Annotated in this window: 18 protein-coding genes, 1 tRNA gene and 1 pseudogene; 6 read left to right on the forward strand and 14 right to left on the reverse strand. The window is 47.1% G+C overall.

Features of this window, described 5'->3' with window-relative positions; all coding sequences use genetic code 11:
* Nucleotides 1-64 precede the first annotated feature (64 nt).
* The gene (locus tag JCM23214_RS01710; RefSeq protein WP_148301740.1) at nucleotides 65-1,486 is read left to right on the forward strand and encodes an ankyrin repeat domain-containing protein; all 1,422 of its coding nucleotides are present in this window, start codon (nucleotides 65-67) and stop codon (nucleotides 1,484-1,486) included.
* A 779-nt stretch (nucleotides 1,487-2,265) separates the two neighbouring features.
* On the opposite strand, the pseudogene JCM23214_RS22975 reads toward JCM23214_RS01710, so the two are convergent.
* Nucleotides 2,266-3,379: pseudogene (locus JCM23214_RS22975) on the reverse strand (IS3 family transposase).
* A gap of 415 nt (nucleotides 3,380-3,794) precedes the next feature.
* On the opposite strand from JCM23214_RS22975, the gene JCM23214_RS01730 reads away from it, so the two are divergent.
* Entirely contained in the window at nucleotides 3,795-4,805 is a 1,011-nt protein-coding gene (locus JCM23214_RS01730; RefSeq protein WP_025897199.1) for a site-specific integrase, read from the forward strand.
* A 121-nt stretch (nucleotides 4,806-4,926) separates the two neighbouring features.
* On the opposite strand, the gene JCM23214_RS01735 is transcribed toward JCM23214_RS01730, so the two are convergent.
* Together JCM23214_RS01735 and JCM23214_RS01740 are read right to left on the reverse strand one after the other, a co-directional pair.
* Nucleotides 4,927-5,151, reverse strand: a complete 225-nt coding sequence (locus tag JCM23214_RS01735; protein ID WP_025897201.1) for a hypothetical protein — start codon at nucleotides 5,149-5,151, stop codon at nucleotides 4,927-4,929.
* A gap of 156 nt (nucleotides 5,152-5,307) precedes the next feature.
* Nucleotides 5,308-6,027 carry a hypothetical protein gene (locus JCM23214_RS01740; protein WP_025897203.1) on the reverse strand — a complete coding sequence of 240 codons (720 nt, stop codon included), beginning with the start codon at nucleotides 6,025-6,027 and terminating at the stop codon, nucleotides 5,308-5,310.
* Between the two features lie 96 nt (nucleotides 6,028-6,123).
* Between JCM23214_RS01740 and JCM23214_RS01745 the strand changes: the two genes are divergently transcribed.
* Nucleotides 6,124-8,112 (forward strand): phage exclusion protein Lit family protein, encoded by a 1,989-nt coding sequence (locus tag JCM23214_RS01745; RefSeq protein WP_025897205.1) that lies wholly within the window; start codon nucleotides 6,124-6,126, stop codon nucleotides 8,110-8,112.
* Nucleotides 8,113-8,270: 158 nt separating this feature from the next.
* Nucleotides 8,271-8,570, forward strand: coding sequence for a hypothetical protein (locus JCM23214_RS01750; protein WP_148301741.1), 300 nt, complete (start codon nucleotides 8,271-8,273; stop codon nucleotides 8,568-8,570).
* A 329-nt stretch (nucleotides 8,571-8,899) separates the two neighbouring features.
* Here the strand turns inward: JCM23214_RS01750 and JCM23214_RS01755 are convergent, their stop codons facing one another.
* The 7 genes from JCM23214_RS01755 to JCM23214_RS01785 all read right to left on the reverse strand — a co-directional run bounded on the left by JCM23214_RS01755 (nucleotide 8,900) and on the right by JCM23214_RS01785 (nucleotide 14,159).
* Nucleotides 8,900-9,229, reverse strand: a complete 330-nt coding sequence (locus JCM23214_RS01755) for a hypothetical protein (RefSeq protein ID WP_025897210.1) — start codon at nucleotides 9,227-9,229, stop codon at nucleotides 8,900-8,902.
* A 13-nt stretch (nucleotides 9,230-9,242) separates the two neighbouring features.
* On the reverse strand, nucleotides 9,243-10,157 hold the full coding sequence (locus JCM23214_RS01760; RefSeq protein ID WP_025897211.1) for a hypothetical protein: 915 nt from the start codon (nucleotides 10,155-10,157) through the stop codon (nucleotides 9,243-9,245).
* Nucleotides 10,158-10,401: 244 nt separating this feature from the next.
* A complete protein-coding gene (locus tag JCM23214_RS01765; RefSeq protein WP_025897213.1) occupies nucleotides 10,402-11,106 on the reverse strand; it encodes an endonuclease I family protein in 705 nt (234 codons plus the stop codon).
* 20 nt (nucleotides 11,107-11,126) lie between these two features.
* Entirely contained in the window at nucleotides 11,127-11,384 is a 258-nt protein-coding gene (locus tag JCM23214_RS23250; RefSeq protein WP_148301742.1) for a hypothetical protein, read from the reverse strand.
* 286 nt (nucleotides 11,385-11,670) lie between these two features.
* The gene (locus JCM23214_RS21935; RefSeq protein WP_159104281.1) at nucleotides 11,671-12,303 is read right to left on the reverse strand and encodes a lipase family protein; all 633 of its coding nucleotides are present in this window, start codon (nucleotides 12,301-12,303) and stop codon (nucleotides 11,671-11,673) included.
* Nucleotides 12,304-12,949: 646 nt separating this feature from the next.
* On the reverse strand, nucleotides 12,950-13,684 hold the full coding sequence (locus tag JCM23214_RS01780) for a hypothetical protein (protein WP_148301743.1): 735 nt from the start codon (nucleotides 13,682-13,684) through the stop codon (nucleotides 12,950-12,952).
* 1 nt (nucleotide 13,685) lies between these two features.
* On the reverse strand, nucleotides 13,686-14,159 hold the full coding sequence (locus JCM23214_RS01785) for a hypothetical protein (RefSeq protein ID WP_025897217.1): 474 nt from the start codon (nucleotides 14,157-14,159) through the stop codon (nucleotides 13,686-13,688).
* Nucleotides 14,160-15,111: 952 nt separating this feature from the next.
* Between JCM23214_RS01785 and JCM23214_RS01790 the strand changes: the two genes are divergently transcribed.
* Both JCM23214_RS01790 and JCM23214_RS18625 read left to right on the forward strand, forming a co-directional pair.
* Entirely contained in the window at nucleotides 15,112-15,345 is a 234-nt protein-coding gene (locus JCM23214_RS01790) for a hypothetical protein (RefSeq protein WP_025897218.1), read from the forward strand.
* Between the two features lie 2 nt (nucleotides 15,346-15,347).
* Complete coding sequence (locus JCM23214_RS18625) at nucleotides 15,348-16,385, forward strand: tyrosine-type recombinase/integrase (protein ID WP_025897220.1); 1,038 nt, start codon at nucleotides 15,348-15,350, stop codon at nucleotides 16,383-16,385.
* A 57-nt stretch (nucleotides 16,386-16,442) separates the two neighbouring features.
* Here JCM23214_RS18625 and JCM23214_RS01800 read toward each other — a convergent pair.
* From JCM23214_RS01800 to dctP, 4 genes are all read right to left on the reverse strand, one after another.
* Nucleotides 16,443-16,518, reverse strand: a tRNA-Thr gene (locus tag JCM23214_RS01800).
* Nucleotides 16,519-16,572: 54 nt separating this feature from the next.
* On the reverse strand, nucleotides 16,573-17,928 hold the full coding sequence (locus tag JCM23214_RS01805) for a TRAP transporter large permease (RefSeq protein ID WP_025897222.1): 1,356 nt from the start codon (nucleotides 17,926-17,928) through the stop codon (nucleotides 16,573-16,575).
* Nucleotides 17,928-19,145, reverse strand: a complete 1,218-nt coding sequence (locus tag JCM23214_RS01810) for a TRAP transporter small permease subunit (RefSeq protein WP_025897223.1) — start codon at nucleotides 19,143-19,145, stop codon at nucleotides 17,928-17,930. The genes JCM23214_RS01805 and JCM23214_RS01810 overlap by 1 nt, the downstream gene beginning before the upstream one ends.
* An 81-nt stretch (nucleotides 19,146-19,226) precedes the next feature.
* Entirely contained in the window at nucleotides 19,227-20,327 is a 1,101-nt protein-coding gene (gene dctP / locus JCM23214_RS01815; protein ID WP_025897225.1) for a TRAP transporter substrate-binding protein DctP, read from the reverse strand.
* Nucleotides 20,328-20,336: the final 9 nt, after the last annotated feature.

Raw genomic sequence — 20,336 nt, forward strand, 5'->3', positions numbered from 1 at the left:
TTAGATTATACTCATTTTAAAATCTATTTTTATATTGGTCAGCAATTCAAAGGAGTTATTCCGATTGAATACAAGAGCTTTATTGAGTATTCTCCTTCTCACCTACTTTTTGTTAATACCTCTCTCAGCTGAAGCGTTTTTTCACAATGACGATTTACGTTGCTCAGAACTCGTAAGCCTAACTGACGATGATAAAGTATTAAGCCCAAAACTAAAGGCAACCGCAGAGGCACTGTTCAAGAGTTTTGCCAATATTGAAGCCGAGATAGGATTAACCTACAAGAGAGTTAGGAAGGGTTTGATTGATAGCATACCTGACAACGACAAGAGAGAAGCCTTTTTATGGCATCAGGTCCTTCATATGCAGTGTAATCTAATCTCTTCTGCTGATCTGAGCGCAGATCAAAAAATAGAAAGAGTTAACAATCTTTTCAGATTACTTAGAACTTCTCCACCAAAGGTAGAAAGTAAGGGGCGTCAAACCGAGCGATTAGTAACTGCTGCTACTGCAGGGCATATTTCCAGGATTCAAGAGCTCGCAACTAATGATGCCGATCTAAATAATGCGGACGATACTGGGGTTACACCACTTGGCGCAGCGTTGGACAACAAAAAAGTTGAGACTGCGATGAGGCTGCTGAGTCTTGGCGCTCAACCCAATACAAAGAGTGTTACTATGTCCCAACAAGGAAAGTGGTTAACACCCCTCCGTATTGCCATTCTTCATCGCCTTACAACTGTGTGCAGAAAGCTTGTTTACCATCCCGACTTAAAGATCCATGCGACTGACGATACTGACAAATCCGCTTTTGATTATGCCGTGGAGAGAAATGCTATTGGATGCGGCGTAGCTATTTTGGAGATAGATAATTCTTCAAAGAAAAGCAAAGTCAAAAAAACGCTAAACTTGCTCAAAAGTTTCCACAAAACTCAATATTCTGAAGAGATTACAGACTTGTTTAGAGACCTGGAACCCGAAACAACAAAACAGCTAAAGGCCTTCTTCATGGAAGGGAAAGGGAATAAGCAATATACCCCAATCCTATTGAAACTTGACAACCACGGATTTGACATTGTGTCTGAGATGTTAAGATCAAACGACGATGTTCTACAGGCAGATGCTTCTGTTATCGTAAATGAGCTTTCTGACAGTGGAGTGGATACTTCTTCTATTGCACCAGACCTGATAGCTGCACTCAAAAACAGAGGGATTTCGAATACGCGAACAAGACTGTCAGTCTCAATCACTTTAGGTAACACCAAACTACAGCCAAGATTAGCCGTACCAGCATTAATCACGGCGCTTGACGATGAACAGCAGCCAGAGATTAGAACTCAAATAATATGGGCACTAGGTCAATACTCTCAATATGCCTGCGATGCACTGGAGAAAGTAAGATTTTGGATAACTAATGGGGGGCACTTTCCCTCCCTTCGAGAAGAAGCTAATAAGACCTATTGGGCTATCAGAAATTCATGTAATTAACTCTAGAAGACTCGACATTATCTGACATTCCTGGTGGCTTCCAGTAATGTCAGAAGCACTTATTGATGAGTTTATTTCTTAACCTTTGAGCTTATGGATAATAAGGATAAAAAACCATTTGCTAACAATTTTTCTGCCGTTTTCATCCAGTGAGCCAGTAGTACCAATAATATCAAAACTTTGTCCAAACCAGACGGCGAGCAGAAAATTTAAGAAATACGTTTCACCGCTACTCGTGTTACCCAAATTGCAGTCTATCTTGTCTAAGAGGATTCTTCCCCTTGCTGTGTCGAACTCCCAGCAGTGCTCAAATTGCTTCAAGAGTGGATCTTGCAGCAGCTGGAAAAATCTCGTCTTTGAATCACTTAAGTCTGGGTGCAATCCACTTTTTCCTCGAAATTCTTGTAGTTTCGCTTAGTCTTTCTTGTAGGCCTTGTACTTGGCTTCAAACTTTCGTTCATATTCTGCGCGTCTAATCTCATTGGTCTCATTGTTCATTTATTTCTCCAATAAAAAAATTGATTATGGGTATCTCAAACCTCTATATTGGTTCGCTTCTTGAAAATGTCCCTTTTATCTTCAAAACTTAGCTGTCAAAACAAATTGCACTAATTTACTGCGCAAACTTCCAATCCCTTCTTCAACAAAATTGCTAGCAATATCAAAACAACTAATGATTAAAGCAACCCACTAGAAATGCGCTTTACAGAACACTTTCCAATAGAAGTGACCTTCCCCCCGGCTTAAGGCCATTTCCTAGGTTAGGAACTTGATGGTTATCATGCCACATCCTTCTGAGCTACAGGTAAGTTAGTGGAAGGAGCCGGAGGCGACTGTAAGCGTCTTGCCTGTAGCTTGGCAAACGTCGCCGACGGCTGATATCCGAGCGAACTGTGGGGCCTTTCTTCATAATAATGTTTTCTCCATTCGTTGATGACTGAGCGAGCCTCCTTGAGGCTCATGAACCAGTGCTGGTTGTGGCAATTGTCTCTGAGAGCACCATTGAAGCTTTCGCAGAAAGCATTCTGCACCGATTTGCCGGGCTGGATGAAATTGAGCTTCACGCCGGTCCTTTGCGACCACAGGAACATTGCATTGCTTATGAGCTCAGGGCCATTGTCAAGAACAATCTCCCGAGGGAGGCCGTGTTGGCTACCAAGGACATCCAGAAATGTCGCCAGCCGCCGGCCGAAGATCGATGTATCCACCAGTTGGCCGACACACTCGCGGGTGTAATCATCCACAATATTAAAGGTGCGGAAGCGCCGGCCAGTTGCCAACTAATCCGATACAAAATCCAGAGACCACCTCTCTGTCTGCCATGACGGCAGAGCCATTGGCTGGCGCGGCACCTTAGGCAGCTTGCGCCGCTTCTTCGTGCGCACCTGAAGTCCTTCTTCCGTATAGAGGCGGTACGTCCGTTTGGCATTTTGCACGAGGCCTTCCTGTCTGAGGAAAGCATGCAGTATCAGATAGCCATATCGGGGATAGCGTTCCGCCAGTTCTTTCAGGCACAACCTTAGAGCCCCTTCACAGCGGCGCTGGCTGTTATACTGAACCACCGACCTTGATATGCCAACAAGCCCACAGGCACGGCGTTCAGACTGCATCTTGCCCGCTACAAGATGCTGAACCTGCTGGCGCCTGACTGAGGGCTTTACCACTCCTTTGAATGCAGTTACTTCAAGGCTGTGTTGTCGAGCATCTGATCGGCCGGAAGCTCCTTCAGCCGGGCATTCTCGACCTCCAGCGACTTCAGCTTCCTAGCATAAGACACATCCATACCGCCATACTTGGACTTCCACCAGTAAAAGGTCTGTTCGGCGGTGCCTTGCTTGCGGACGAGGTCCTTAACCTTCATCCCCGCAGTATGCCCTGCAGGATCGTAATGATCTGTTCTTCTCAAAATCTTTTGCGCTTCATAAATGGATCTCCTGATCATCGTTTCACAGAAAATCCTAACTTTAGAAACGGCCCTATTTATGGGGAGGAGGTCAGCAACAACCAAATATTTTATGATATAAGGTAACTTCTCTAGCTTTTGGCCTCAGAGTTAGTTCATACCCACGTCTCTCTTCCACTTCTTCCAGGATCACCTCCACGCTCACCGCCCCCCCCCTAATCGGTCCCCGGAAATATTGCGCCTCTCCCAAAGCTTGATCCCTTATACAGCTAACGTTTTTGTGAGAAAGAGAGCGAAGACATTTGAATTCCTGGCCTACAAATCGCTCAATCCGGGCGCGATCCGCACCTCCCCTCTTGACTTCTGCTCAGGCGGCGCTAGGTGAAGCCTCAAAGGAAGGGTCCGATGCCAAACCTGCGCGTCACAAAGGGGGACCATTACACATCCGAGCCGCAGCTGACTGCGCTCGGAAAAGACGTCCTGCCGCCCTCGTTACAACCCGCTTTGAAACGCGCCCGCCGCTATCTAAAAGCGGCCCATGCGGACACCACCCAGCAAGCCTATCATGAGGACTGGACCGCGTACAAAAGCTGGTGTGCGGCGCAAGGTCTGGCACCGATCTCGGACGGCCCCGGCGAGCCGCTGGTAGGGCTGTATCTTTCGGACGCCGCCGATCACCTGGCACCGACCACATTAAATCGCCGCATTTTTGGTATTGCCGATGGCTTTTATGCGCGCGGGCGCGCCTTTGATCCGCATCATCCGTTGCTGCGCCAGGTCATGGACGGGATCTACCGCCTGGAGGGGCGTCCGGTGGCGGCGCGCAGCCCGCTCTCATACGAGGAGCTCGCCGCCATGGTGAGAACCCTTGGAACCAATCTCCGGGATCGCCGCGATGCCGCCCTGCTGCTGGTCGGCTTCTTTGGCGCCTTTCGCCGCAGTGAACTTTGCGCCCTCACCGTTGCCGATCTCAGCTTTCGAGCGGAGTCTTTAAAACTTCTCATCCGCCGCGCCAAGAACGATGCCAGGCGCCTTGGCCAGATCAAGAGTCTGCCGCGCGAGACAGATCCCGCGCTCTGTCCGGTGGCGGCCCTGCACCGCTGGCTCGCCGCGGCACAACTTAAGGAGGGCGCTGTCTTTCGGAGTGTCGATCGTTTTGAGCGGTTGGGCCGGACGGCTCTCACCCCGCGCTCCATTGCCCGCCTGGTCAAAAGCCGCTACCAGGCGATGCTCAAAGCGACAGGTCATACGGACGCTGATAGTGAAGAAAGGAGCCAGCTGATCAGCGCCCATAGCCTTCGAAGCGGCTATATCACCCGGGCCGGTCTCAAAGGTGACAGTCTTTGGCAAATCCGCGCCCGATCCGGTCATAAAACCCTGGAAGGAGTATCGCGCTACATCCATATACCCGACTAGAGATCAGCCCCGGTCCCGGCACTGTTATTAATTTGGTGGTACCCAAGAGTCCGCTAATCCTATTTATGGGACTCGTGCCGCCAAAATTGGCAGAATTCCAGCCCCTTCCGACGATGCGGTTTTAACGCTCCGGAAAGGCAAACCACCCTGATTTCAACAGAGCCGCCCTTCGCGCCGAGGTCTTTGGTGACTTTGGCGACCAAGCCATTCTCATTTCACTTGGTATATCTTCTACTTTCCCGCGTTCAATCGCATCGAGCCCAACGAGCGACGTAATAATCAGGTGGTTGGCGTTCCCGAGATTTGCTTTAAAGCGCTTGCGTCCGAAGCTTTTGTTTAGATACATAGTGATTTCCTATTGGCGCGCTTGGCACGTGCATCACCTGCTCTAAGAAAGCAAGTGCTTCATAAAGGCAGGAGCTTTAACATTAAGCTACAAGCGCACTACAAAAGCTACGCATATCTTTAGGGAAGGTCAACTAATGTCTGTATTAGGGAGACTCTAAGACGGCGGCGTGGTAAGAGATGAATGTCCGGTAAGGGCCGATTTCAACCGATATGTGCCAGGAGCCGACCTTCGCTGCAAGACTAGCGACCTCACACAACGCCGAGTAAAACAGACATTGGAAGTCTCGAGGTCTTTGGAGAGCCAATCGCGCGCTGCGCGTTCAGCAAATTTGTCTGCGGCAAGTTCGTCGGCCCGGTTGCCAATGTTGTCAAGTAACCCAAAGAGTCCGCCAGCAGCGACATGGTTTTCGGCACGATGACCAAGTTCATGTAGGATCAATAATGACAGCCACGTGGCGTCAAGAATGGTTGATCCGCCTTCGCCCAACACGCGTTTAACTTGCACCTGATCAAGAAAAACTATGTCATCTTCCGAAGCATAGGCGGCATTGCCCAAAACCCAGCCACGTTTGTCAAATGGGTAGCCATCAAAGGATTCCGCAATCGTCAGGACATTTAATATGTTGTCATGGACGGGTTCATTGATCGCAAACTTCGTGTCTGGTGTTCCTGCAGCGGCAAGCGCCTGCGACATTAAATCCTGAAGCCTGGCTGCTTGCATTTTGTCAAGCTGACCAACGTTATTTTCTCCTAATGCAGCGTTGAGCGCTGCAGAGATGGAATTGCGATCAGTTAATAGCGCGAGCAAAAGTAAGGCGAAGATAGCTATCAATAGAACGAGTGTCGTGAACTGACTGACGTGACGAGAATTCATCTAAGCACCCGATGGAAAGAAAATTCAAATTGGTGTACTTTGGCAGGTGCAAAACATAGCTCGAACATAAAGGAGAAGCAATTTGTGAGATCAACTATGATAAAAGGCATTGAGTGGATGCGACTTGCCATTGCCGCTGTAGTGATCATCCTCTTAGGGTTACTTGCATTTTCGGAAACCCCCAATGAGCGCCGCGCAAAGGCCATCAATGAAGCATTGGCCAAGGTGGACGTAGCCCCCGCGCGGCTTCAGAGTTTACGAGAACAAACGGAATGGATCCTGCGCAACACCGATCTTAGCGAAGAGCCTTATGTCGAGCAGAAAATCTCGCTGGATCGACTCGATATTGTGGTAACCGACGACAGCTTTTCGAATATCACGAAGACCGGACGGGCCAATGCGATTTACGATCCCGGATTAAAGGTCATTTTTATCGATCAATTTCTTCTTCGACCGACTGATTTGACTTATCTGGGCACTGACGGCCCGGCAGCGGCATCTTCTGAATCAGAGTTTGGTTTTTGGAACACGAGCCTAAGTTTCGTCATTGCCCACGAGCTGGGTCATCATGCCGCGACCGACGCGGCCTCTGCCTTTTTTTCCGTCGACTGGTTAGGGCGTTCTCCTAGCGAAGTTGACGCCGAAATCGCTGCAGATGCCTATGCGCTAGCAACATTGTCTCGAGCATATGCGGATCCGGCCATGCCTGAAGCGCTTGTCAACGAGAATGCTTTGTTCTTTTTCGGATTGGATCTGAGTGACCTTTCGGGCGCAGAACGGGCTGCGGGCGACATTATTGGGGCATTGAAGGGCATGACATTGATGATGCAATTTTCTTCTGGCCCGTACAGCCCGTTCTATCAGGATAAAGCGCATCCAAGTTTCTTGGAGCGCATCCGTATGGCCATAGAAGGGCTTTCAATTGGATCGGAGTCGATTGTGCACGGGCAATCCCCAATTCTTGTTGAAGAAACGCGCCGCCAGCAACTGGCTGCCAACCGCCGGTTTGTGGAAATTCAGGCCCCCGGACCGATTGCACGGGTCGTTGTTGGTTCCGACAATATCTTTGTTGCAGTGCGAAGTTTGATTCAAAACAGAGGCGACGAAGGGTTGGGCGCAATTCATCGTTTGCATCTTCATGACGGCGAAGAAGAGATGCGCTTTGAGTTGGTGGACACTGAAAATATCGCTCCTGCTGAGGATGAAGACCCGAATGCTTGGATCGAAGGTCGCCTTGGGCAACTTGCGCCCGGGTCGGGAACAGAAGGCTTCGTCACAGAACCAGGTACGGCGAAAACGATACGGTTATTTGAAGCACTCGAAAATACTGCGTCCGATGAACTAATGTTTTTTGGGGAGGGATGGGCGTTTCCGGGTGGCGATCAGCGGTTGGTTGTCTCAACCGAAACAGCACAAGCAACGATCCGCTCCTATCTGGGTGTTGACCGGGTGGAGTTGGGGCCACCGTTTGCTTCCGCCTCCGAGATGATTTTTCCCACTTACTTTCCTGACGATAAATTGTTCCGAACTGTTAGCGTGATCCCATCCCCGGAAGGTACGACGGCAAAGTCATTGTTTGTGTTTGAACAGGACGGAACAGTAGCTGTGTCCGAACCTTCTATCTTGGTTGGTGAGGCAACAACCCCGTTTGCGGCTCTTTTCTCACCGAAAGATGGCTGGATCGACGTTGAAGGTGCGCGTTGGGCAGGCACTGATTGGATGGTGCCGGGGCGCGCTTCAAGCGAGGATGAGCCTTACGTTTGGAAACTTTACAGAGGCAGGGGAGTGGGCGGCTGGGTGACTCAATCGCGCGAACGGCTTTTGGCGGATTACATTGCCGAGACGGGAGAGGCTTCTTTTGGCCGTGACCTTGATCCACAAGGTGCATCACTTCTCGTGTTGGACGAACATGTGGTATTGGTTTGGTACGATAACGACACAGTTTGGCTGTCAACGCCCGATAGGACAGTTCCGATTTTTCATCCAGCATCAAGCTTTCTTCGTGTAACGCGAATTGACAAATCCCGCGTATTATTCTGGATTAGCAACGCGACAAAAGCTTACCTTGTTAGCATTGACAATTGAAGGTACTTGACATGAGCCAAACAATTAAGCGTCGGCTACTCCTTTTTAGCGCCGTCATTGTATCATTCGCGATCATCTTATTCTTTGTAAACGGGTCCAGCCAGCCGAGTATCAGTGGCGCCTTTGGAGTTAATTCAGATTCGACTTTCGGGGCAATTTTGACGGCTCTGAGTGCGTTCGTTATGACACTTTTTGGCGTTCTGATTGGCGCACTTTACCGCCGGCTGGTCCAGATGCAGGAGGATGGGCGAAAAACAGTAAAGTACATGGTGCTTTTGAGAAATGTCTTGCGCTCCATCGACTTCCAGATCGGCCTTGTTGGCGCACCAGTGGTTTTTGGATTGCTGTGGCAAGCGATTTCCGGCCTCTCCATTGAGGCCATGCTCGTGATTGCGCTGCAGAACGGTTTCGCAAGCCATGCCGTTTTGAAGGAAGTCGCACCATTCCGAGGAGAGTAGAGTAACCATTGGAAATCATCCAAATTCGAGAAAGTCCGAATAGGCGCTTCATTGTCGGCTCTTGCCCGGGCTTCGGCTGACACCACAAATTTGAGTTCTCATATCGACCTTAAACAACAGCTTCAAATGGAGGGTTAGATAAACTATCCTATCTCCCAACCTCACCGGAAGAAAAGAAATTATGCCCCTTTAATCTGCGGGCTGAAAAACGCCATAGTCAGATATCAGTCACTCTCAAATGCCTTTGGCGCGCCACTCGAGGGCATAAACAGGACAGGAACTCTCTATATATCCTTTTCGTATTCCTCGTTATGTCCGTTGAAGAGTGTTTAAATAAATTTGCCAATAAAACCGAGGGCTTTACCGATACTTTTGACTACATCAGCAGCCAAATCAACTTTTTCGATAATGTCATCAATTTCTTTTTTGAGTTTTTCGAGTTTTTTATTAACCCGTACAACGTCAAAGGTCAAAACCTCATACTCTTTTGATCTGTTTTCTATTTCCAATTTATTCAGTGCGCTGATTTCTTTATAGATGCTGCTGCTAATTCCTCTAATCAAATCACGGTCTTTAGGGTCACTTGATGCCCAATATGCATCGTCAAGCGACTGATATAATTCATCTAGAATATCGATTGCTTCCTGGTTTGTAGTCATAGTTGGATATTCCTTATCCTTCAGAAATTACTTTTATTAGCTTGTATATTTCACGAATTTCATCAGCTGCATTTTTGAACTGACTGATTGTTAGATCCACATCCAAGTCTTTAGGGTTAGCTGCTCTTCGGAGGTTTTCGTGTGCAGTGACGAGTTTATCCATTGACTTTGCTGCAGCATCCATGGAGGCGTCGACAGCTTTATAGCTAGCCTGTTTAGCAAGCATATGCTCCACTTCGATCCGTAACTCGGTCGCTGTCATTTTTTGCTGTTTAAGGGCCTCTGCGATGAATCCATCTCGGGTTTGAAGGTATTGTTTTCTACTATTCTCTAATTGCCCTTTTAGATTATGCATGTCTTCGTTTAGAAGTTTTGCAATGCTTACAATATTTTTATGCTGATCTTCTATTATGCTTGGTAGGCCTTTGTTTAACTTAGCCTGAATAATAAACTTGCCAATATTGTGTATAGCTTTTTCACCTGCATCTATTGCGCTTGGAGAAACTCCGGACAAAAAGGGTTTGCCATCAATCTCCAGGCCTTGAAGTTCTTTGGATAAACCTTTGACAGAGTTTCCAAGTTTTTCTTCAGCATCTCCATTCGTTAGTGACGCAATTTTTGTGCTGTAACCGTTTAGTGCTTTGAGTATTTGTAGCCTCACTCGGATGTGTTTGGCACTCAAGAAGGGTTCAATTTTTACAACTGCTGTGCCCGTTTTGAGGTAATCTAATCCGATTTTTTCGGTTTGTACTGCAGCGTGAGCTTGATTTGCTGTAGCAAAAGCCATCGAAGTTCCGTCGGTTGTTTTAGAAACAGCCGCTGAAAATTTTTGTAGCCGCTTGGTGAGGACATCGTTGCTTGCGCAGCCTGCTAAAATAGTTATGCAGATAGTAATCGCTGCAATCAGTGGAAATGGCCTAGTAAACATAATGCTAGTGTACCCTCCTTATTAAATTAAATTTGGGGCCGATGAAAAACACTCTTGCATTGGTTGGTTTCTAACCCGCAAATTTAGATTTATCATGTAATTCTCGACTTAAACCGGGTTGCCTTTCAGTTATCTTATTAGACCCAAATTCTGCACCTTGTTTTACATCAATCTCGAGTCACGCCAGTCCAGCGATAATTGAGATGATTAGTACTGGAAAGCATGGTTGCTCCTTGAGCTTCTATCATTCGGCTTTTTCAACGTATGGATTGCCGTTACCCTGAACGGCTTTCACTCGACGATTCTTTTCGCGTTCCCAGTCACTTACCGGATCATTCTCATGCCAACGTAGGAACATGGCTCGTTCGGCCTCAGGAATCTCTACACCATGGCGATCGCTCATGTAGAGCCAAATCCGAGCGACATCGCCACGCTGATTATCGCCAGGTTCAAAGGAATCGCGCGTATCCTCGATAGGGCAATCACCAAAATTGCGAACCTCGCCCTCGATCTCGGCGTAACGGTCGTTACCGCGAAGCGCGTTGACCTGGCCAATCGCGGGTACAAGGTTATGGAGGTCAAAAATCATGACCTGAGCAGCCGCGTCATTCCGTTCGCAATAATTGCGGTCGTGTTCTGTCCAACACGGAAACTGCCGGGCAGGCATGAGAGAGGCAGGAACAACATGCTCCCATTCAACCCGCCCGGCACGGTGCTTGTGCTTGTCTGGGGCAACGTATCCGCAGATATCGGTGTCTGTAATCTTGCCGGACCCGTCCGAGTCCTCATCACTGGTGTAATGGCAACGACAATAGAACGTGTGAGCGTTGCCTTCGTGAATGATGTCGTCTGCTGCATTTTTGGCGCTTCTCCAACTGGTCGAAGGATCTGCATCGGCTGCCGCAGTCAATGTGAGGCTGAAAAAGACAGCAAGAATGAATTTTCTCAAGAGATTAGACCTTACTTGCATCAATTGTTGTGATGGGCTACAGCTCGAAGTTTTTCACAGTAACGTTCCATGTCGTGATACAGATCAATGCGATCTGCTCCGACAGTTTTGATAGATGAGGAGGCAGCCGCAGTTGGCAAATTATTTGCTCTTTGAGCCGATGGATTTGCTAAGTCTGGATCCTTCGGCGGATCGTGAGCCGGGTTGAACTTGTTAATTCGCCAAGGCATGCCCTTGTTTTGCCAGAGCATACTTAAATACCGACCAAACCGACTCATGTTGCCGATGTGTCCCCGGATCATTAGACCAGGGTAAGTGCCGTCGGGACCAGGTTCTGAGAACGGAAGATAACGCATGTCGCCGCAATGTCTCATACCTTGCAATCGGACCGTTTTTTTAACAAGCCAATTGATCCACCCGAACCAAGGCAATAGCGTTTCCAAGAACCTGAGAAACGCCTTAATACTCCAGACGGTAAAATCGTTTGGCGGGACAAACGGAACTGGGTCAGCTGCGTTCACAATCCGGTAGATGGGTGTCTTGAATCGTCCCTCTAAGCCTTTATCACCAACACGGGGCCCCAAAAGTATAACATGCAGCTAGTTTTTGAGCGGACAAATACCATGTTGCGACAACGGCAAGTGCTCCGCCTAGGGAATGGCCGGTGACATAGATCGGCAAGTCAGAAACAGCCTTTGCCGCCAAGCGTTGTTTGATGACTGGTTCGATCGCCTTGTAGCCTTGATGAAACCCTCCATGCATGTTGCCAATTGTGCCGCCAATACCTTTCGGGTCGGCGATCGGCACCGGTTTGATTTTGAGGTTAGTAATCCAATCACGAATCTGTTGAGTGCCTCGAAAGCAAACGACGACGTAATTCTCACCGTCAGTTCCCTTGTGATGAACAACAAACGCCTGAGTATCCGTATTTTGGTCGTGTATCGGTGCATCTCCAACGAGGCTAAACCCACCCGCCTCAAGCGCCGCCTTAAGGGCCGCATTACCGCTATCGCCACCGCCAGCACGTCCGATGTCTGCCAGAGTCTTTGTAAATTTGTCTAGACGTTGCTTAATGTCTGCTTCGCTATTTTCAGCGCCTGTAAGTGCCGCCAGCTCTTTCGCAAGACCTTTTAAAAAATCGTTCGATTCCTCGTCAAAGCGGATGTAGCGAGTTTTGCCAGGAGGGCCATCGTCCAAGCCATGCGATCCGAGTAGGCCGCACGTTTGGCGGGTACCCTCATCTTCGCCAATAATGCAAAGTGGTCGTTTGAATCGAAGCTCACGCGTCCCCCCTCTCACGCAATAAATCAATTTAGAGTAACTACTATAACATATTTCTCCTCAATAGTGCGCAAAATATTATTTTTATCTAATTTGTTAATTTTATATGTCTATTCCAATGGGTTATCGGTTATCGTTATTATTTGGAAAGAACACTCAGTAGGGTAGAGAGATGGACCACTTAGAGGTAGAACTACTTCTTTGGCAACTGCACCCGAATGGCTATTCTGGACCAGAAAATTCATATATTTTTAGTGATAATAGTAGCCGAGCTATATTAAAAACCAAGTCCTCGATATATCAAACGTCCAAGAGTTTACCCCATTTTTTGCGCTTCATAAGTGCCTCTTTTGTTTCAAAAAAAACATTAACCTCAATTCGGATCAAGATTTTGAAAGAACGTCAACTTTTAAAGGCCTACTGTGTAGCCTTGCGCAGAGGTACTTCAGGGCATGTTACACTGTTGTCAGCAATTTCAGCTGCAGGAGAAACGCAGGAGTGGCTCCGAAACCTGCCCTGCAAAGAATTCAATATGCCAGATATTAGGGGATGCAATCCTAACTTAAGAACATCGCCTTGTCAGAGCGCGTATCACCGAAGCCTGGCGCTTGCGATCCACACTTTCTTTTGGGATTGGGATTTTGCAACTACCCAAGACAGTCCAGTCATTTGAACCTGGAAACCGTCCCAATATCTCAATCGGGATTCGTACGCCACTTAAAGGGGAGGGATCTTGTAATATCAGATCTCGAAACTTTGAAAACACTATTTGGTTTTGTTTTTCAAAGGCTCGAAAGTCAAACTCAAGAGGGACACGCTGGCCTGCAGCTAATAACATCATACGCCATGGCCACCTTTGGCTAGTTTGTGTGTCATTCTCCAAAATATGATAAACCAATCTAGTTTCATTCCAAACCAGCGGTGTATCTGATAGGCCTAATTGTTTTGGAAAGTTTATACGCAACGCAACACTGGCAAGCGTTCGATCAATAGCATCTTCGTTTTCAAGATCAAGCTTTACCCATGCCGATAGAGTTGCCTCATTGCATTGTTCGACACCATAAGCTTGGCGATCTGTCACATGAGCCGGAATGCGATCAATTGCAGGACCACACCGCAGACCAACACTGTGAACATCAGCCATTACGTCAGGTCTTGTCAGCACATCTCCAATCTCATTAAAAAATACTGTTATTGTGAAAATCGCACTTGGCAATGCAATCAATGTCATCAATTTCCCGCTGATGTCTCCGATATGGAGTATCCTCGCCCAAAGGCGTGTTAGCGTCACTCGCATCCTATTGTCCCGGCAACATGACCGGTCCTTTTTTCTGAATTAGATTTTCCAATTGTTGAAATTGGTAGGGTTGCAGGTTTAGTAAATTATCCGGATTTGGCACGTTTTGGCTCAGGCTCAGTGCTTTTCCCATTTCCGGCAAACCAAATTTTTGCTCAAGTGCCTCTGTATAGTCTTCTGGACACTGGCAAAGAGGAAGGATCGGGTTAACAATGTCAGGTGGGATAGCAATAGGGCGCACAGGCTCGTTTGATGTCGCAGCAAATGCAGTCGCAGATCCTTGGAACACAATGAAATCCTCACCAAGAAGTTGATGCATTTTGCCCGCGCCTAGAGCATCAACACTTGAGGCTGCAACACGCGGCCGTTCGCCTTCAACTTTGAAGATGTACACCTTAATAGTTTCATCGGCAAGGACGGATGTTACACATATTGCGCTTACCGTAATAAGGGCTGAAAACAGAGTCTTGAACATAAATTTTCCCAACACGTTTCATATGCAATATTGCGGACTTAAGTCACTCCGATAGCGCAATAAGCCGGACCGACCAGCAGTAATTCTACAGCTACACCGAGGCACTCCATACACTGAAGAGTATCAGGTTTGGGCCGTTCTATCGGGACCGAACGTCCGTCTTGTCTGGTGATCTCAATTGTACACGGATAGAATACGAAAAACAATCACTAGGAGTTTTTTTGTCCGCCCAATAATAATCTTAGTTTTTTTTAAATATTCGCCTCACAACCAAATACCCGAAATAATCCGTTCAATACATGTCGCAAGCTGGATAATAAATGTTGCTCAACTTGGTCACTTAGTCCGCCTAGCCACCTATCAAATAGATGATCTTTGCGCGAACGCCCGCTTTCGGGAAGATACATACTGATGGTTAGTAGTAGTTGAAGGTCGGCTTTGGGCCGTTTATGGCAGAAACCTTCTCGAAGTCGAATGTACACTCTGCATTAACAGTAAACTGACCAAACTCGCGAAGTTTGAATTCGCTCTAAGGTGGTCCAAGTCTCTTTTCGATTTCACCAATATTTTCTATGTTTCCTGATACCACTACACTCTAACCATACATTCACGTTTTATAGAATTATTATCCATATTAACACACCCTTAAGTTACATTAAATCGTTTCCGGTGTTAAATGCAACAAATCAGGTAAAATCAGCTGTTTATTTCGATTTCGCGACATTCTTCGATTTCAAAATCAATTAAAACCTTCACTAATTGTAGAAAATCCGTTCACCTAGGAGGATTTTTTTTCAAATCACATATATGGAAGTAATCAGTCCATTTATTGCGTGTTTGTCTATGTCTACTAATTTGTCAGCAACTTCTCACATTACTCCTCTGAAATGCAGGTCGGCATTAAGAGTTTTTAAAACCAACCTTCCAAACAGAAAACCTGATTGGAGGTTTCATGGTTAGGAAACTCTCACTCTCTGAATATCCTGATTGGCCGCGCATGATGAGTAAATCCACTGCGGCAGCTTATCTGGATGTTTCCATCGCAACTTTTGAGAAATATGTTCCGGTTGAAAGCCTGCCTTTTGGCTCCCGCGCCCTATATGACAGGGAAGAGCTGGATCAATTCGTCTCCGGATTGACTAATCGCGGACCTCTTGATCTGGTAGCCACTTATATGGAGCACTGATCATGGACGTCAAAACCCCCGGAGTAAAGGCATACTGGTCAAACGGCAAAAAATACTATTACCATCGTAAATCTGGCGTTCGAATTAAGGAAAAGTACGGAACTCTTCGCTTTGCGCTCAAAGTAGAAGAACTCAATCAAATCCATGAGCCAGAAAAATTTCATTCCATACCCGGAACATGGGGAGAGCTAGTCGAAAGGTATCGTGGAAGTGAAGAATTCCGTCGCTTGGCACCAAGAACTAAGTCAGACTACCAAAAAATATTCAGTTATCTTAGCGGTACGAGGATGGCACCCCTCGAAAGAATAACTCCTGTCTCTTTGGAAAAACTGAAAAACCATGCACTAAAGGAAAGAAAAAGAGACTTTGCGAACAAGCTTAGGAGCGTTATGTCCCTCACATTTAACTTCGGCGTTCGAAACGATATTTGCAAAAAGAACCCGGCAGAAAAACTCCGAAAAATTCCTAGGGACAAACATAAGCCTCCTGCAAATAGGCCCTGGACCAACGAAGAAATCACAACGGTTCTTGAAAACGCGCAAACGGCTGAAATAGCAGCTGGGATTGGCCTGAGTGCGTATACTGCTCTTCGAAGTGGTGACATGTTAAGTCTGAAGTGGAGTGATTACCAGAACGGATTCATACAATGCCAACAATCCAAAACAGGAGATTTTGTGTGGGTGCCTGTAATTGCAGAGCTCAAAGCGATACTAGATAAAATGGATAGAAAATCGCCATGGATTGTCCTCAACACACGCGGCAAGCCATACACATCTAGCGGGTTTCAAACTCAATTTCAAAAACTGAAACGCTCGCTTATTGAACAAGGAAAAATAGGTGAGGGGCTCACCTTTCATGGCCTTCGCGTTACTGTGGCCACGCGATTGGCAGAAGCGGGATGCACAATCAACGAGATCAGAGCCGTAACAGGGCACACAACAAATGATTCCGTTGAAAGATATGTCAGAACGGTTGATCAAAAGGGTCAAGCTCAGAAAGCAATGCAAAAATTGGAACAAAGCAAATACAAAAGTGTCTAAAACACCGTCTAAAGATGTCTAAAAAAAAGTATGCTCTCGGCTAAGTCATTGATTTTATGGTGCCGCTGGCGTGACTCGAACACGCGACCTACGCATTACGAATGCGGTGCTCTACCAACTGAGCTACAGCGGCACTTGATTTTCGCTTTATACTCATCTCAAAACGCGAAAACAAGCAGATCTCTCATCACCCATATACCATTTTAGGTAACCAGGTAATAATCTGTGGGAAATACATACATAGCGCCAAGCCAACCACTTGCAAGCCAAGAAATGGTAAGGCTGCCTTAAAGATATCGGACATGGGAATATGGTCAGGCGCGACCCCCCGCAGATAGAATAAGGCATACCCAAAGGGCGGAGAGAGAAAACTCATCTGCATATTGACAAGATACAACACGCCAAACCACAAAACCAGGTCGCCACTGTCATCCAAGCCAAACGCAGCAGCCCCCAAACCTTTGATTATGGGGACAAAAATAGGTACGCAAAGCAGTAAAATACCGACCCAGTCCAAGAACATGCCCAGTATGATCAGCAATATCTGCATGAGGATTAATATTCCCCATGGTCCCAGACCTGTTGCCGCAAGAGACTCCGTTACGAACGCCTGCCCGCCTTCCAAAACGTATAAGCCGACAAATATGGTCGCACCGAACATGATCCAGATGACCATGGAAGAGGCTTTCAAGGTGGTAATCACTGCTTCACGAGCTGTACTCCAGTTCAGTTGCCGGTGAAGTGCGGCAACTATGAACGCACCAAAAGTGCCTATTCCTGCCGCCTCGACCGGGGTTGCAGCACCAGAGAAAAGCACCGAGAAAACGACCAAGATCAAAATGATGGGCGCTGCCATCTGCTTAAGCAATAACAGCTTTTCCCGAAAATCAATTCGTTCCGAAACCGGAATGGGCGGGCCTTTTTCCGGGTCCAGATTGGACATGATGGTGACATACAAGATGTAAAAACCCGAAAGCATAAGACCGGGAATAACAGCCCCTATGAACAATTCGCCGACAGATTGCTCGGCCACCACGGCATAAATAATGGCTAGTATGGACGGAGGGATTAATATTCCCAACGTACCACCGGCCATAATCGAGCCCATTGCAATTTTCGTATCATATTTACGTGCCAACATTGCAGGCAGGGCAATTATTCCCATCGTAACAACGGCAGCCCCAATAACCCCAACCATAGCCGCCAATATGGTAGAGGCGATAATGGTTGCAGAAGCAAGGCCTCCTTTCAGACCTCCCAGCAACTTATAGATCACATCAAACATTTCCTTGATAAGACCTGCACGCTCCAACATCGCTGCCATGAAGATGAAAAGCGGTATCGCAGACAGCTGATAATCCGTCATCAGAGGAAATATTCGGCTTGGCACGATATTAAGAGTTTGCGCATCACCGAGCACAAACAGAAACACACAAGCCAAACCACCCGTTACGAATGCCAGCGGCAAACCTGCAGCAAGCAATAACAACAGACTGCCGAACATGATCAGGGTCAGCCACCCGATTTCAATTTCCAATCCCATCAGGCAGCCTCCCTCTCAGTAGAAGAAGGATCGATCAGGGTTTTCACATCTTTGAGAACTAACGAAATTCCCTGAATAATTAACAACAAACTGCCAACAATCATCACACATTTCACAGGCCAATATTGTATGGCCCATTCTGTAAAAGAAACTTCCTGTTGACCGATTGCATCAACTGAAAATATGTAGCTCGTTACAAGTAAAGTACCCGCAAATATGAAAAAGAAGATTGAAGTCAACAAATCCACTGCGGCCTTCATTCGCGTGGAAAATTTCGCATAAAAAATATCCACACGGACGTGGCTACCGGTTAGCATAGCGTAGGCACCGGCTACCAGATATTGCATTCCAAACATCAGAAACATACTTTCATGAGCCCAGTTGGTTGGGCTGTTAAATACATATCGCACGACAACTTCGTAGTAATAAACAAACACTGCAATGATTGACCAAAACGCGACAAATTCTCCGCTATACAGGGATATTCGATCGAGGATTCCCGGAACGCCCTGACCAACAAAACGGCTGTCTTCTTCGACAGGTTCACGAACAATTTCTGGCGCACCTTCGCTTGCAAGCTTGGCTGCCGCCTTTTTCAATAGTGACGGAATAAGCAGCAAATCAATCAGCAGCAACAAACCGATTAGATACCCCGCATATAAGGCATAGCTATCCCATGCAGCTCTTTTTGCCTCGGCTGCTTTTGCAACAACATTCAATCCCGCGATTTCCGATTTTATTTTTGTAATCTCAGCCTTGTTGCGAGAGATTTTTTCTTCTTCTTTAAGAATGCGATCTGCATAGCGTTTGGCCAGTATGGAGCCCTCTTCCAAACTTTCGAGGCGTTCACGGGTAGCCTCAATTTTCTGATCAGATTTGGAAATGGATTTTTCTTTTCGTTCAATTGAACTATCAACCAGCTCCAAATTGGCTATGGCATCCGAATATTCCACGCGTGCCGATCTCTCGATGGAGGAAGCGTAAAGAATGAGCGCGAATAATGGCCAAAAAACAAGGCCCCAAGCGCTTCTCAGATAAAGACGATGTAAGCCCAGAAAGCCACCGACCAACCACACAAAATAGGCGGTTCCGATAGAGTATCCTTGAGCTGATGAAGTTTTTTTGGTCTTGCGGGCCAGATACATGGCGACAAGGGGAAACACAACCAGCCCCACCCAGTACAGCCAATGGGGCAAGACGAAGTCGACGCTTGGCATCTCTTCGTTCTCCTATATAACAAAGACAAATTGAAAAATCTGAAGGATCAATCTCATTGACCCTTCAGAAAATGCGCTTGATCAGAACTTCAGGCTATAATTCTCAACCATCTCTGGTGTCACATACCCTAAAGACCCGGACATCATATATTCGAGCTGAACTTTGAAAATTTTCGCAGCATCAGCATCCTTGTTTGCCCACGCAAACCAGCGCTCAACCGCAACTTCGGTCAAGGCTTCGATGTCATCTTGTGAAAGACGGGTGACCTCGTTGCCTTCCTCTTCGAATTTCTTCCATGCTTCCTGATCCGCCTTCTGGATTTTCGCATGATGTTCAACTGAATAGGATTTCACTTCCATCTCAACAAATTGTTTCATGGCGGGGCTGAGTTTGTTCCAAGTCTCCATTCCCACGGTAAGATCCATAACATCAACCGGCTGATATACTGACATGAAACCAGGAGGGCCCATGGAAATATATTTGGTGACCTGCCCAAATCCAAGCGCGTGGTTGATTGCCGGGCCGACATAGTCAGCAACATCAATTGTTCCCTTTTCAAGGGCTGGGAAAATTTCCGATCCGGGCAACAATGTGGTTTTAGCACCTATTGCCTGAAACACCTCAGCGACCATGCCGCCAGGTAGCCGCATTTTACGGCCTCGGAAGTCATCAATTGACCGAATTGGAACTTTCGAATGGATAATATTTGGACCATGGTGAATGGGGCCAACATAATACATGCCCTGTTTGGCAAAAACTTCACGGGCCATTTCCAATCCACCTAGCCCATAGAAAAATACATCCCATTCATGAGGGTTGCGCAATCCAAGTGGATAGGAAGACAGGAATACGGCAGCAGGAATTCGACCTGCCCAGTAAAGTGTAAATGGGTTCATTGCCTGAAGAACACCATTTTTCACAGCGTCAAAAAGCTGAAAATCACCAACCACATCTTTGGCGCCGAAAGGAATGAATTCCAATTCGCCCCCGGTTTTCTCCTTGATTGATGCACACCACTCTTTAAAAATATTAAGACCTATTCCTCCCGGCCAAGAAGTCTGCACCTTCCATGTAGTTGTCTCTCCTGCGGCGGTTCCAATTGACGGTGCCGCCAGAGCAGCCGCGCCCGTTGCCGCGGTTCCGGCAAGAAGTTTTCGTCGGTTGAGTGTTTTTTCTGTCATCGCTACCTC

Origin of the sequence: Sneathiella glossodoripedis JCM 23214 (assembly GCF_000616095.1) — a bacterium.
GTDB classification, from domain to species: domain Bacteria; phylum Pseudomonadota; class Alphaproteobacteria; order Sneathiellales; family Sneathiellaceae; genus Sneathiella; species Sneathiella glossodoripedis.